The sequence below is a fragment of the Leifsonia sp. NPDC102414 genome, assembly GCF_044765685.1.
GTDB lineage: Bacteria > Actinomycetota > Actinomycetes > Actinomycetales > Microbacteriaceae > Leifsonia.
The window spans coordinates 723,952-737,381 of sequence record NZ_JBIWKN010000002.1 but is presented as its reverse complement, the minus strand read 5'-3'; the positions used below and the strand labels follow the sequence as shown (position 1 = coordinate 737,381).

At 67.3% G+C, this 13,430-nt stretch carries 14 protein-coding genes; 5 read left to right on the top strand and 9 right to left on the bottom strand.

From position 1 onward, the window contains the following. Positions 1-49: 49 nt before the first annotated feature. The 7 genes from ACIRCZ_RS11980 to ACIRCZ_RS11950 all read right to left on the bottom strand — a co-directional run bounded on the left by ACIRCZ_RS11980 (position 50) and on the right by ACIRCZ_RS11950 (position 7,658). Positions 50-763, bottom strand: a complete 714-nt coding sequence (locus tag ACIRCZ_RS11980) for a GntR family transcriptional regulator (protein ID WP_055896970.1) — start codon at positions 761-763, stop codon at positions 50-52. A gap of 55 nt (positions 764-818) precedes the next feature. Next, positions 819-1,805 carry an aldo/keto reductase gene (locus tag ACIRCZ_RS11975; RefSeq protein ID WP_402853286.1) on the bottom strand — a complete coding sequence of 329 codons (987 nt, stop codon included), beginning with the start codon at positions 1,803-1,805 and terminating at the stop codon, positions 819-821. Positions 1,806-1,819: 14 nt separating this feature from the next. After that, entirely contained in the window at positions 1,820-2,944 is a 1,125-nt protein-coding gene (locus tag ACIRCZ_RS11970) for a mandelate racemase/muconate lactonizing enzyme family protein (RefSeq protein ID WP_402853283.1), read from the bottom strand. A gap of 59 nt (positions 2,945-3,003) precedes the next feature. Next, complete coding sequence (locus tag ACIRCZ_RS11965) at positions 3,004-3,894, bottom strand: carbohydrate ABC transporter permease (RefSeq protein WP_055896976.1); 891 nt, start codon at positions 3,892-3,894, stop codon at positions 3,004-3,006. Next, entirely contained in the window at positions 3,884-4,867 is a 984-nt protein-coding gene (locus ACIRCZ_RS11960) for a carbohydrate ABC transporter permease (RefSeq protein ID WP_055896977.1), read from the bottom strand. The genes ACIRCZ_RS11965 and ACIRCZ_RS11960 overlap by 11 nt, the downstream gene beginning before the upstream one ends. Positions 4,868-4,871: 4 nt before the next feature. Then, positions 4,872-6,119, bottom strand: a complete 1,248-nt coding sequence (locus ACIRCZ_RS11955) for an ABC transporter substrate-binding protein (RefSeq protein ID WP_235500532.1) — start codon at positions 6,117-6,119, stop codon at positions 4,872-4,874. Between the two features lie 174 nt (positions 6,120-6,293). After that, positions 6,294-7,658, bottom strand: a complete 1,365-nt coding sequence (locus ACIRCZ_RS11950; protein ID WP_402853278.1) for an alpha-L-fucosidase — start codon at positions 7,656-7,658, stop codon at positions 6,294-6,296. A 103-nt stretch (positions 7,659-7,761) separates the two neighbouring features. Here ACIRCZ_RS11950 and ACIRCZ_RS11945 point away from each other — a divergent pair, with 103 nt between their 5' ends. From ACIRCZ_RS11945 to ACIRCZ_RS11925, 5 genes are read left to right on the top strand one after another with little or no spacing between them, the layout of a single operon-like run. Next, positions 7,762-9,120: an alpha-L-fucosidase gene (locus tag ACIRCZ_RS11945; protein ID WP_402853626.1), complete on the top strand. Its 1,359-nt coding sequence runs from the start codon at positions 7,762-7,764 to the stop codon at positions 9,118-9,120. Between the two features lie 2 nt (positions 9,121-9,122). Beyond that, on the top strand, positions 9,123-9,965 hold the full coding sequence (locus ACIRCZ_RS11940) for an amidohydrolase family protein (protein ID WP_402853275.1): 843 nt from the start codon (positions 9,123-9,125) through the stop codon (positions 9,963-9,965). Between the two features lie 5 nt (positions 9,966-9,970). Continuing rightward, positions 9,971-10,198, top strand: a complete 228-nt coding sequence (locus tag ACIRCZ_RS11935) for a PLDc N-terminal domain-containing protein (RefSeq protein ID WP_402853272.1) — start codon at positions 9,971-9,973, stop codon at positions 10,196-10,198. A gap of 19 nt (positions 10,199-10,217) precedes the next feature. Beyond that, positions 10,218-11,033, top strand: coding sequence for a shikimate 5-dehydrogenase (locus tag ACIRCZ_RS11930; protein ID WP_402853270.1), 816 nt, complete (start codon positions 10,218-10,220; stop codon positions 11,031-11,033). 60 nt (positions 11,034-11,093) lie between these two features. After that, positions 11,094-11,345 (top strand): DUF6458 family protein, encoded by a 252-nt coding sequence (locus tag ACIRCZ_RS11925; RefSeq protein ID WP_055896997.1) that lies wholly within the window; start codon positions 11,094-11,096, stop codon positions 11,343-11,345. A 120-nt stretch (positions 11,346-11,465) separates the two neighbouring features. On the opposite strand, the gene ACIRCZ_RS11920 is transcribed toward ACIRCZ_RS11925, so the two are convergent. Together ACIRCZ_RS11920 and ACIRCZ_RS11915 are read right to left on the bottom strand one after the other, a co-directional pair. Continuing rightward, positions 11,466-11,972: a hypothetical protein gene (locus ACIRCZ_RS11920; protein ID WP_402853266.1), complete on the bottom strand. Its 507-nt coding sequence runs from the start codon at positions 11,970-11,972 to the stop codon at positions 11,466-11,468. A gap of 276 nt (positions 11,973-12,248) precedes the next feature. Then, entirely contained in the window at positions 12,249-13,286 is a 1,038-nt protein-coding gene (locus tag ACIRCZ_RS11915) for a LacI family DNA-binding transcriptional regulator (RefSeq protein ID WP_055897004.1), read from the bottom strand. Positions 13,287-13,430: the final 144 nt, after the last annotated feature.

The following is a 13,430-nucleotide window of genomic DNA, read 5'->3' as shown; positions in this document are numbered from 1 at the left end:
GCTGTTCCGAGCCCGATCCCGAGCCCGATCCGTTCCGAGCCCTTCTGAGCTAGCTCGCCTTCTCCGCCTGCTCCAGGCTCGTCGAGATGCGCAGGTAGGACTTGGTGATGTGGTCGAGCATCGCGTTCTCTGCGGCGACGGCGTCCCCGGCGCGCAGCGCCTCGAGCACAGCTTCGTGCTCGCCGGAGGTCTCGTCGACCACGCCGTGCTTGAAGTAGATGCGGTACTGGTGCATGTGCGAGCGCAACCGCGCGATGGCGTCGGAGAGCAGCGCGTTGCCGGAGTGCTCGGCGATGATGCGGTGGAAGGCCGCATCCTGGTCGGCGAAGTCCTTGTAGTCGCGGAACCGGTCGTCGCCGCTCTGCGCCGCCTGGCCGCTGGCGTGCATCGCATCGCAGAGCTCTTCGAGCTCGACCAGCGTCTCCGGCGTGAGCTCGCCGACCGCGTTGCGGGTGGCGTACGGCTCCATCAGGCGGCGCATCTCGAAGAGCTGGCGCAGGCCCTCGCTGTCGAGCAGCGGTGCGGCGGTGTAGCCCTTGAGCGCCTGCTTGACCACCAGGCCCTCCGACTCGAGCCTGGCGAGCGCCTCACGCACCGGAGTAGGCGAGACGTTGAGCTGACGGGCGATGCCGTCGATGCTGGCCCGGCTGCCCGGCTCGATGACCTGGTCCATGAGCAGTCCGAGAACCGCGTCGTACACGTCGTCGGCGAGCGCCCTCCTCGCGGGGAGGAAGTGCGCGCCAGGTGCTGGTTCGGTGGTCATGCAGACATCGTAGGGGTTCGTCGGAGCGAAAGAGAGGATAGAGGATGCAGGATTCTCACGGCAGCAGCCCCGCCTCCGCGAGTTCCGCCCAGAGCGCGTCCGGCACGGGAACGGCCGCGAGCCCGGCGTTGCGGGTGATCTGGTCGGCCGAGTCAGCACCGAGCACGACGGTGGCGACGGCCGGGTGACGCAGCGGGAACTGCACGGCCAGCTGGGGCACGGTCACGCCGTACGGAGCCGCGATGTCCGCGATCCTCGAGGCGCGCTCGACCAGCGCATCCGGTGCCGTGCCGTAGTTGTACGTCGCTCCCTGGATCGGCCGGTCGGTCGCGAGGATGCCCGAGTTGAACACCGCTGCGACCGCCACGGACACGCCGCGCTCTGCGGCGGCGGGAAGCAGGTCGTGCTCGGCCGCCTGGTCGAGCAGCGTGTACCTGCCGGCGCACATCACGATGTCGAGGTCGGTCTCCCGCACGAACCTGGTGAGCATCGCCGACTGGTTCATTCCCGCGCCGTACGACCGGATGACACCCTGCGACCGCAGCTCGTCGAGCGCGGGGAACGCCCCATCGAGCGCCTCACGTTCGTGCTCGTCTGGATCGTGGACGAACACCACGTCGATGCGGTCGAGGCCGAGCCTGGTCAGCGAGTCCTCGATCGAGCGGAGGACGCCGTCGCGCGAGTAGTCCATCCGCCGCCGCGTGGTCGACGGCACGGCGAACAGGTTGCCGATGTCGGTGTCCCCGTCGCGGTAGTCGGGGTTGGGTTCGAGCACGCGGCCGACCTTGGTCGACAGCACGAACGCATCCCGGTCGTACTGCTGCAGCCCGAGGCCGAGGCGCTGCTCCGCCAGGCCGAGACCGTAGTGCGGGGCCGTGTCGAAGTACCGGATGCCCGCCTCCCACGCCGCGGGCACGATTCCGGGCCAGACGTCGTCGGCGAGCGGGCGGTAGAGGTTGCCGAGGGCGGCGACGCCGTAGCCGATCGGTCCGACTGTCAGTCCGCTGCGGCCGTATGCACGGGATGCGGTGAGGGTGTTCACGATGTCCATTCTGCTCAGCCGACCCTCAGGTCGTCGATGGCGTCGAAGTCCCATTCGATGCCGAGGCCGGGCGTGGTCGGGGCGACGCCGGCGCCGTCGCTCACGATCATCTCGCTGCGCGTCACGGCGCGGAGCTGCGGGATGTGCTCCAGGTAGAGCGCGTTCGGGATGGCGCAGCACAGCGAGACGTGCAGCTCCATCAGGAAGTGAGGCGCCACGGACACGTTGAACGCCTCCGCCAGGTGCGCCACCTTCAGCCACGGCGTGATGCCGCCGACCCGCGCCACATCCACCTGCACGATCGAGGCTGCGCCTGCCTGCAGATACTCGCGGAAGTGCCCGACGGAGTAGATCGACTCCCCCACCGCGACCGGCAGGCTGGTGGCCTCCGCGAGCCGGCGATGCCCTGCGACATCCTCTGCCGGCAGCGGCTCCTCGAACCAGAAGATGTCCAGCTTCTCGAACAGGGCGGCGCGCCGGATCGCCTCCGCCGCCGTCATGGACTGGTTGGCGTCGACCATGATGTCCATGCCAGGCCCGACAGCATCCCGAACGGCGGCGAGCCTGTCGAAGTCCTCGTGCCCGCGCGGCTTGCCGACCTTGATCTTCACGCCGTTCATCCCCAGCGCCTTCGACTCCGTGGCCTGCGCGACCAGCTCTTCCGTCGTGAAGTGCAGCCAGCCGCCCTCCGTGTCGTACAACGGGATGCTCGGCCGCGCACCGCCTGCCGCCACCCACAGCGGCAGACCGGCGGCCTTGCAGCGCGCGTCCCACACCGCCGTGTCCACCGCCGCGAGCGCGAGCGACGTGATGAGCCCGACCGTGGTGGCGCGGGTCGACGAGAAGAGCGCACGCCACACGGCCTCCGGACGGTTCGCGTCCATCCCGAGCAGCACATCCAGCAGGCCGGTGCGCAGCAGGCTGAGCACCGCGCCGCCACCGGTGCCGATCGTGTAGCTGTAGCCGACGCCCTCCACGCCCCCCGCGGTCCGGATGCGCACGAAGATCGTCTCCTGCTTCACGAACGACTGCACAGCATCCGTGCGGACGGTCTCCACTTCGAGGTCGCTCAGCCACGCCTCGGCGAAGACGATGGTGCCGTCCACGGCGATGCGGTCGATGGGCGGTGCGAGGGTCATCTGATCTGCTTTCCTGGATTGTGGGTCGGGTCGGCTGCGCGTTGGCGTTTCCGCGCGGGTCACCGGCCGCCGAAGCCGCCGAGGGCGACGCCCTTGATGAGCTGGCGCTGCAGCACGGCCACGATGACGAGCGACGGGATGATCGCGAGAGTCGACGCGGCCATCATCAGACTCCACTGGGTGCCGTGCTCCCCGGTGAACATCGAGAGGCCGAGCGGGACGGTCGCGAGCTCCTGGCTGTTGATGATGATCAGCGGCCAGAGATACGAGTTGTAGTAGCCGACGAAAGAGAACACCCCGAGCACGGACAGCGGGGCCGTGAGCTGCGGGAGCAGCACCGACCACAGGGTCCTGAACCGGGATGCGCCGTCGATCAGCGCCGCCTCCTCAAACTCGATCGGGATGGTCAGGAAGAACTGCCGCAGCAGGAACGTGCCGAACGCTGTGAAGGCGAACGGGATGATCAGCGCCGTGTACGTGTCGACCAGACCGAGCTGGTTCATCATGATGAACAGCGGCACGACCAGCACTTCCTGCGGGAGAACGAGCGTCAGCACGTAGAGCAGGAAGATGCGGTCGCGGTACTTGAACCGAAGCCGGGAGAACGCGTACGCGGACAGCACGGCGACGATCACCGACAGCAGCGCGCCCATGATCGCGACGAAGAAGCCGTTGAAGATGAAGCGCCCGAACGGCACCAAGGTCCACGCGTCCACGAAGTTCGACCACTTGACCTCGGAGCCGATGAACGACGGCTTCGCCGAGAACACCTCGGACTCAGGCTTGAGAGCCGAGAAGAACATCCAGATGAACGGGAAGGTGAACACCAGTGCCACGATCGCCATCACCAGGGTGTTGAGCCAGGTCTTGGTGGCTGTGACCTTCTGGGCGCGGCGCATCCTGGGCTTGCGCCGGGTCACGGTGTCGCGTGCGAGCGTCTCACTTGTCATAGTTCACCCACTTCTTCTGCCCGGCGAACTGCAGGGCGGTGATGAGCATCACGACGATGAACAGGATCCAGGCGAGCGCCGATGCGTAGCCGAGCCTGTCGAACACGAAGCCGTTGCGGTACAGGTAGAGCACGAACGTGTTCGTCGACTCGCCAGGGCCGCCCTGGGTCAGGATCTGCGGCTGCACGAACACCTGGAACGCGCCGATCATGGTCATCGTCATGGTGAAGAACAGCGAGGGCGAGATCATCGGAAGGATGATCGACCGCAACCGCTGCCAGGCGCTGGTGCCGTCCATCCTGGACGCCTCGAGGATCTCCTTGGGGATGCTGCCGAGACCGGCGGAGAGCACGATCACGTTGTAGCCGAACGACTGCCACACCGACATCGCGATCACCGAGAACAGGGCGAACGACGCATCGGACAGCCAGCTGGGGCCCTGGATGCCGACGGACGCGAGAGCCGAGTTCACCAGGCCGTTGTCGCTGAGCAGCAGTCGCCACACCAGAGCGTTTGCGACCATCGGCGTGATGGCCGGGAGGAAGAAGATCACCCTCCAGAAGCCGGAGAACTTGATCCTCGTGTTCAGCCACAGCGAGACAGCCAGCGCGAGCACCAGGTTGAGCGCTGTGTAGACGAACGCGAAGATCACCGTGTTGATCAGGACCGTGTAGAACGTCGGGTCGGAGAACAGTTTCTGGTAGTTGGCGAAGCCGACGAAGGTCGGGGTGCCGAACAGCGGCCACTCGAACAGGCTGATGACCAGCGAGCCGAGCAGCGGGACCAGGATGAAGAAGGTGAATCCGGCAAGCCCCGGCCACAGGTAGGCGAGCGCGACGAGACCGTCGCCCTTGCGCTTCTTGTTCGCGCGAGGCGGGGTGGGGTGCGGGACCCCGAAGGGCCTCGTTTCGGGCGCGGCGGACGCCGCCGTCTCCTTCGAGACGACGGCGCCCGTGATCAGCGGGGAAGCCATGCGGCTACTGCCCCACCGAGTTCTGGATCGTGTTCATCACGTCCTTTGCCGTCTTGTCACCGCGGTACCCTTCGACGCCGTACTGGGTGAACAGGGTCTCCACCTGATTCCAGGTGGGGGTGGTGAGCTGCGCCGTTGCGTTGCCGAGCAGTGCCTGCACGGCCGCGGCCGCCTCAGGCGTCTTGCCCTCCGCCCACGCCGACTGGGCGTCTGCACGGGAGGGCACGATGCCGCGCTTCTCCGCCTGGCCCTTGAGCACGCTGGTGTCCGTCATCGCCTGGATGGCCTTGAACGCGCCGTCCGGGTCCTTGCAGTTCTTCGCGATGCCGAAGCCGGAGCCCGCCGTCATACCGTGCGCCTTGCCGGAGGTGGACGGGACGATCGTCACGCCCATCTGGAACTTGGCGGCGCTGGCGAAGGTGCCGTACATCCACGGCCCCTCGATCAGCATGTCGGCCGTGCCGCCGGTGAACGCCGCCTGGGCGACGTCGGAGCCGTCCGCCGCGTTCGGCGCCGCTGCGATGCCCTCCTTGTTGACCAGGTCGAAGTACGACTGCACCTGGTCGACCAGCTTGGAGTTGGTCAGGTCGAGCTTGCCGTTCTTGACCGCCTCAGCGCCGTCGGCGATGGCCCAGGCGTTCGGGATGAAGAAGCCGGGCTCGATGGCGAGCGCCTTGTGGTCGGCCGTGGTGAGCTTCTTCGCGTCGGAGAGGAACTGCTCACGCGTGTACGTGGTGCTCGGGAGCTCCAGACCGGCCTTCTTGAACGCATCCACGTTGTAGTAGAGGACGATCGGTTCTGCGTCGTACGGGATGGCGCGGATGGTGCCGTCGACCGTCATGCCCTTGAGCATGGACGAGTCGAACGCCGAGGTGTCGAGCTTGTACTTCTTGATCAGGTCGTTCAGCGGCATGAGCAGCCCGCCGAGTTCTTGTGCACGCGCGGCCTGCGTGGTGAGCAGGCAGGGCGGGTTGGAGCCGCTGAGACGGGTCTTGACCTTCGTCCAGTAGTCGTTGAAGCTCGGTCCGTCGATGGTCACGTCGAGCTTCGGGTCGACCTTCTTGCCGAGGTCGATGAAGCCCTGCCACTGGTCGCGGTCGCTCTGACTGCTCACCCAGGTGTACATCGAGATGGGGCCACCGGATGCGTTCCCGCCTCCGCCGCCCGCGCATCCCGCGAGTGCGGTGAGCGCTCCTGCCAGTACGATTGCGGTTCCGATCCTGCTCGCCGCGCGCTTGCTTCGTGGTGTCACTTGCTGTGCCTCCTCCATTGGATTCATCAAAATGTGATCGCCTACTGAGCCTGCTGTTTCGCGGAGGTGCCCTCCCGGGCTCCAGATCCACGATCCTATAGGGTCTTTGATATAGGTTATGGGGAGCATAAGCGGATGCGCCCCGGCAGGTCAAGTAGTCGACCGGGTCTGCCTTCAGGCGAAGTCGATCGCGATCACATCGACGACGGCCCCGGATGCGCTCGGCGCCGGGATCAGGAGCTCGCCGAGCGGCTCCACATCCCGCGACGCCTGCTCGTGCACCTCGTAATTGACCTCGTACGGCAGCTGCTCGCCCGTCGCCAGCAACCGGATGCCCGTCACCCTGCCGACAGGGATGCCGCGCACGATCACCTGCTCGATCGGCCGCATCACCAGGTGCAGATAGATCGTGCCTGGACGCGCGGTCGACGGACCGTAGTAGTCGACCCCGACGGTCGGCGAGACGCCGACGACGCTCTCGGCGTGAGCATCCATCCAGCCGCGGATCTCGTCCAGCGTCTGCACCTGCGACTCATTGAGGCTGCCGTCGCCCTTCGGGCCGATGTTGAGAAGCAGGTTGCCTCCGCGGCTCGCCACCTCGATCAGAGTGGTCACCAGCGACGTGGTCGACTTGCTCTTGGTGTCGCCAGGGCGCCAGGCCCACATCTGACCGATCGTGAGGCAGAGCTCCCACGGCCCGGTCGGCGCCGTGACGGGGAAGCCCTGCTCCGGCGTCTTGTAGTCGCCCTGGCCGAGCAGGCGGTCGTTGATGACCACATCCGGCTGCAGGGATTTGATGAGCGCGCGCAGGCCCGCGCTGTCCCACTCGGGCTCTGAGCGCTCCCACTCACCGTCGAACCAGAGCAGGTCGATGGTGCCGTAGTTCGTCAGCAGCTCGGTGAGCTGGCCGCGCAGGTAGTCCTGGTAGCGCGCCCAGGCCTCCGGGGACGGGCGGCGGTGCTTGTCATCGGCGACCGGTGTGCCCGCGTTCGCCGGGTCTCCCGCCGCCGGCCAGTGCTCGAGCGGGTACGGCCGGTCGCTGTCCTGGAAGGCGGGGTAGTCCGGGTGGTTCCAGTCCGGGAGGCTGTAGTAGATGCCCACCCGGATGCCCTCGGCGCGGATCGCGTCGACGAACTCGCGGGTGATGTCGCGGCCGAACGGCGAGTGCTCGATGCCGAAGTCGGAGTGCTCGGTGTGGAACATCGAGTACCCGGCGTGGTGCCGGGCGGTGAACACGACATAGCGCGCACCTGCGCGCTTGGCGAGGCGTGCGAGGGCGACCGCATCCCATTCGACGGGATTGAAGGTGGGCGCCGTCGACTGGTACTGCTCGACGCTGACGGTGTCCTCCACCGCGTCTGAGCCGGGGATGATGGACCGGCCGACGAGCGGCCAGGAGATCTCGATGCCTTGCTGGCTGGCGTGATCCCAGTGCACGAACAGACCGAATCCTGCGCCGATGAACCACTCCCCTCCCGGGAGCTGGAAGTCGTTCGGACGCACGAAGGAGTCGGGTAGAGCGGTGAGGGTCGAATCCACGGGGAGAACTCTCCTTTGAGTAGGGATGCTATTGCCTATAGGATATGGAATCGGGATGCGTCCCACAATCCATTCAGCGAAGAAGGAGAATCTCAGCGTGGCAATGTTCACTGACGACCCCGTCCGCCCCGAGAACTACCAGCGGTTCGAGCGCGATCTCCCGTCCTGGTTCAGCGACGCGAAGCTCGGCATCTTCGTGCACTGGGGTCCGTACTCCGTTCCTGCCTGGGCAGAGCCGATCGGCGAGCTCGGCACTATCGAGAAGCAGTACTGGTTCGCACACAATCCTTACGCAGAGTGGTACTACAACACCATCCGCATCGAGGACAGCCCGGCGGCCCAGCACCAGCGCGACGCGTACGGGGGCGCCCCGTACGACGACTTCATCGACGCCTGGCACCCGGACGAGTTCGATCCCGATGCGTTCATCGCCCTGGTGAAGAGCACGGGTGCCGGCTATTTCGTGCCGACCACCAAGCACCACGACGGCGTCACGCTCTGGGACGCTCCTGGCACCGACGGGCGCAACACGGTGGCCCGCGGCCCGAAGCGCGACCTGATCGGCGCATTCGAGAAGGCCACCAGGGATGCCGGCCTCCGCTTCGGCGTGTACTACTCCGGCGGACTCGACTGGCACTTCTCCCGGCTCCCCCCGATCACCGACGATGGCCAGGAGTTCGGCCGTCCCGTCGACGCCGCCTACGCGGAGTACGCATACAAGCACGTCGAGGACCTGATCGAGCGATACTCGCCCGACGTGCTCTGGGGCGACATCGAGTGGCCGGACGCTGGCAAGCCGTCCGGCCCGTTCTCGATGGAGAACCTGTTCGAGAAGTTCTACGCTGCGACCCCGGACGGCGTCGCCAACGACCGCTGGGGCACGACGCACTGGGACTTCCGCACCAGCGAGTACCAGCAGGGCCTCAGCGTGGAGGGAGAAGGCGGCTGGGAGAACTGCCGCGGCATCGGATACTCCTTCGGCCACAACACCCTCGAAGACGAGACACACCTGCTGAGCGGGCCGGATGCGGTGAAGACGTTCGTCGACATCGTGTCGCGCGGCGGCAACCTGCTGCTCAACGTCGGCCTCACCGCCAGCGGCACCGTGCCTGAGCTGCAGCGCAGGACGCTGGAGCACCTGGCGGCGTGGAACGCGGTCAACGGAGAGGCGGTGTTCGGGTCCTCGACCCTGGATGCGGCGATCGCCGGGCCGTCCGCAGGGGATCAGGGCGCAGAGCCGTGGGTGCGCTGGACGCGCAGCGGGGACGTCGCGAACGCGTTCGTGGACGCGACGGGAGCTGTCTCGCTCTCCGGCGTCTCCTCCGCGGTCGACGCGGCGTCTGCGCGCCTCGCTGACGGAACGCCGATCGCCGTGACGCGCGACGGAGACACCATCACGGTGTCTCTGCCCGAGCCCGCCGTCGCCGGCCCCACCCTCATCCGCTTCGCCCTGGCGGCCTGAGCATGACCGTCGACGCCCACCTGCACCTCTGGGATCTGGATCGGGTCGCGTACCCCTGGCTGACCGATGCGCTCGCACCGATCAACCGCACGTTCGCCCTCCCGGAGATCGAACCGCAGCTGCGTCAGGAGGGCGTCGACGGCGCCGTGCTCGTCCAGGCGGCGAACTCGCTGGAGGACTCGGAGGCGATGTTCGCCGTCGCGGCCTCGTCCTCTCTCATCGCCGGCGTCGTGGCCTGGGTCGACCTGCTCGACCCGGCCACGGCGGCCACCCAGCTCGACGCATGGTCGGCACATCCCGGATTCGTGGGGGTGCGCCACCTCATCCACGACGAGCCGGACGCCGACTGGCTGGCACGGGATGCGGTCCAGCACTCTCTCGCGCTCCTCGCCGACAGGGATCTCGCGTTCGACGTGATCGGCGTGCTTCCCCGCCACCTGGAGCACGCGCTCTCGCTCGCCGAATCGCTGCCCGGGCTCCGGCTCGTGATCGACCACCTGGGCACACCGCCCGTCGGAGCAGGCGACCAGGGAGCCGAGCCGTGGGCGTCCCTGATCACCCGGCTCGCCGCGCATCCAAGTGTCTTCGTCAAACTCTCCGGGCTCACCACGCTCGGCGCCGCCGGGCGGGGGACCGCCGACGACCTGCGGCCGTACGTCGAGCACGTGCTCGACGCGTTCGGTCCCGGCAGGGTGCTGTTCGGCGGCGACTGGCCGGTCTCCACCCTCGCCGGACCGTACGCGGAGACGTTGCGCGTCTCCCGCGAACTCGTCGCGGGTCTGAGCGCCGACGAGAGAGCCGACGTTTTCGGACGTGCGGCAGACAGGGCGTACCACCTAAGCTGAGCCCCATGGATTTCGGGGGGCTCATCCTCGTCGTGCTGGGGGCAGCAGCGGCGATCGCAAATCTGACGTTCGTGGTGGTCGCCTTCGTGCAGATCGTCCGCGACCGCTCGTTGGCCTGGCAGGCGCAGGCGATCTGGCTGGTCACCATCCTGATGCTGCCGCTCGGCGGCACCATCGCGTGGTTCGCTGTGGGGCACCGCACCAAGGAGTTCGAGCGGATGCTGGTGCGCTGAGCGATGCGAGAATGGGCGCATGCCCATCCTGAACAAGGACATGCAGGTCTGCATGTCGCTCGCCGCCCGGCCGAGCAACATCGGCACCCGGTTCCACAACTACCTCTACGACGAACTCGGCCTGAACTTCATCTATAAGGCGTTCACCACGACCGACCTCGAGGGTGCTGTGCGCGGCATCCGGGCTCTCGGCATCCGCGGCTGCTCGGTGTCGATGCCGTTCAAGGAGGCGATCATCCCGCTGGTCGACGTGATGGAACCGTCTGCTCTCGCGATCGAGTCGGTGAACACGGTGGTCAACGACGACGGCGTGCTGACCGCATCAAACACCGACTACGAGGCCGTGGCCGCGTTGCTCGCCGAACACAGGGTGGACCCTGCGCAGCGCGTCCTGCTGCGCGGCTCCGGGGGCATGGCGAAGGCGGTCGTCGCCGCCTTCCGCGGCGCCGGGTTCGACGACCTCACCATCGTCGCCCGCAACGAGACGGCCGGCGCTTCGCTCGCGGAGAAATACGGATACACCTGGGTGGCCGCCGACCCGGAGCCCGGCTTCGACGTGATCGTCAACGTCACCCCGCTCGGGATGCGCGGGGAGAGCGAGCACGTGACGGCGTTCGCCGAGGAGCACATCGCCGCGGCATCCACGGTGTTCGATGTGGTGGCGTTCCCGTCGGAGACGCCGCTGATCGTGGCGGGCCGCGCGGCAGGAGCCGCCGTCATCACCGGCGCCGAGGTGATCGCCCTGCAGGCTGCTCGCCAGTTCGAGCGGTACACGGGCGTCGCGCTCACCGCCGACCAGGTGGCGCGGGCATCGGAGTTCTCCCGCGCCGAATGAACGTCGCCTGGACGGCACGACCGGAGTAACGTGTGCCGCACGTGACCGAAGGGAAACCAGATGGGCGTCGGCAGTGGGATCTTCTTGGTGGTGGTCGGCGCGATCCTCGCGTTCGCGCTGAACGTGCAGGTGTCGTGGATCGACGTGGCGCTCGTGGGCTACATCCTGATGGGCGCCGGCGTGGTGGTGTTCGTGCTGTCGTTGATCTTCATGCTGCGCAGGCGCAGGACGACGACCGTGAGCCGCGGCGGCATCGACCCGGCGACCGGTGAGCGCGTCCAGGAGAAGCGCACGCGCTCCGACGACTTCTGACGCCGTCCGAATCCGACCATTCTCTTTGTGGCGCGGATGGTCTAGGCCGATTCCCGCACCACGACATGCGAACTGTTGGCAGCCTCCCGAAGCGGGTCCAGTCCGATCGCCACGGTCGCGTCACGCTCTGGTGAGGAACGCGAGTTCGACGATCCAGCGGGTCTTCTTCGGCTCCGTCCGAGGGTCCGTCAGGTAGATCTCGCAGCGCGACGCGAAGGCTTCGCCATCCGGGCGTGGCTGTGTATCCAGTTGGAGGTCGTGCTCGCGGATCCAACCGTGCAGGAGTTTGTTCGCCGCCATTGATTTCGCGCGATAGGCCAGCACGGCGTAGTTGCCGGAGGGGATGACGCCGGCCTGGACCCGCTCGTCCGTGGCGTCGGACTCTCCCGCCACGCCGACCTCGATCTGCATCAGATCGGCCATGTTCACCACGTGGAGACGAAGGAAGAAGGGCCCCGCCGGTTCGACACCGTGTTCATCGAGCCAGCCGATCAGTTCTGCGAGTAAACGGTCTCGATTGGAGAGCATCGTCCGGAAAGGGACGGTCTCGCGGATGCCGAGGGTCGCGACCGCCGGGCGGAAGCTCAACTCCGGTCCGCTCACGATGTCCAGCTCACCTGCGCTCACGCGAACATCCTCGCACGCACGTCAGGCCCGGCGATGGATCTCATGGCGTCGAGTGTGCGGCGTCGCTCCAGAGCCAGCGAAGAGCGTCGGGCAAGAGCACACCGCCGTTACGCCGACCAGTGGAGGGAGTCCACCGGACGCAGCGAGATTGTCGAGGACGGTTCCGCCCCTCACGTCGCCCTCCGGGTCGAGGTACCACCAGCCGTCATTGAAGAACATGACGGCGCTCTCGACCGACGCCGAGTGCCCAGAGGGACGATGGGATCGTCACCGCCATCAGCTCAGACGCACCGACGACGCCATCGACACGGTCGACTCGCGGGCGACCGTGGTGAACGGCACCTCGATGACCCGCGGGGGTCGCTTGGTCGCGGCGCGGTCCCCGATGCGCTCGATGAGCGCCGTGACCGCACGGTCGGCGATGTCGGCGCGACCCGGATCGATGGTGCTCAGGCTCGGCATGGCGAACTGCCCGTCGACGAGGTTGTCGAAGCCGATCACCGCGACATCCTCCGGCACGCGGATGTTCTCCTGATGCAGGATGCGCAGAGCGCCGAGAGCGAGTTCGTCGTTCAGGGCGAAGATCGCGTCGAATGACGTGCCCGAGGACAGCAGTTCCTGTGTGGCGGCGGCACCGTCCGCCCGGTGCCAGCCCTCGCGGAAGACGACGAGCTCGTCGCCGGTGTCCACCCCGAAGTCTGTGAGGGCGCGCCGATAGCCCTCCAGCCGCAGAGACGCCGACCCCACCAGCTCCCCCCGATGCGCACCCAACACGGCGATCCGGCGTCGTCCCGAGTTCAGCAGGTGCGCGGTGGCCGCGTACCCGCCGTTCACGTTCTGCATGAGGACGTGATCGGTCGGTCCTTCGAAGATGCGCTCACCGAGCAGCACCAGCGGATAGTCCACGTTCAGGTACTCCGCGTCGTCGTTCGACATGCCGAGCGGGGAGAACAGCAGACCGTCGAGCATGGACAGCCGCGAGCCGCGCAGGAGCTCGAGCTCGACGTCCCGATCACCGCCGGTCTGCTCGATCAGCGTGACGAAGCCGAGCTTCCTCGATGCCTCGAGCACAGCGTCCGCCAGCTCGGCGAAATAGCTGAAGCTCAACGATGGGACGGCGAGCCCGATCACGCCCGTGCGTCCCGCGCGCAGGTTCCGCGCGGCGAGATTCGGCTGATAGCCGAGCTCTTGGATGGCGGACAGCACCCTCTCCCGCGTCGACGCCTTGACGAATTCGTAGCCGTTCACGACGTTGGAGGCGGTCTTCACGGAGACCCCGGCCGCAGCGGCCACATCCTTCAGTGTCGCGACCACGCGGCGCCTCCTTCGACGGATTTACAACGTTGCTAGCTTCGCACACGAGACGCCGGAGCCACCAAAGACAGGACACACGCATCGCCCCGTGGTGGGGCGGGGGTCGTCGGCTGGCCCGCCGGCACCCAGGTCGGATTCCTCGGA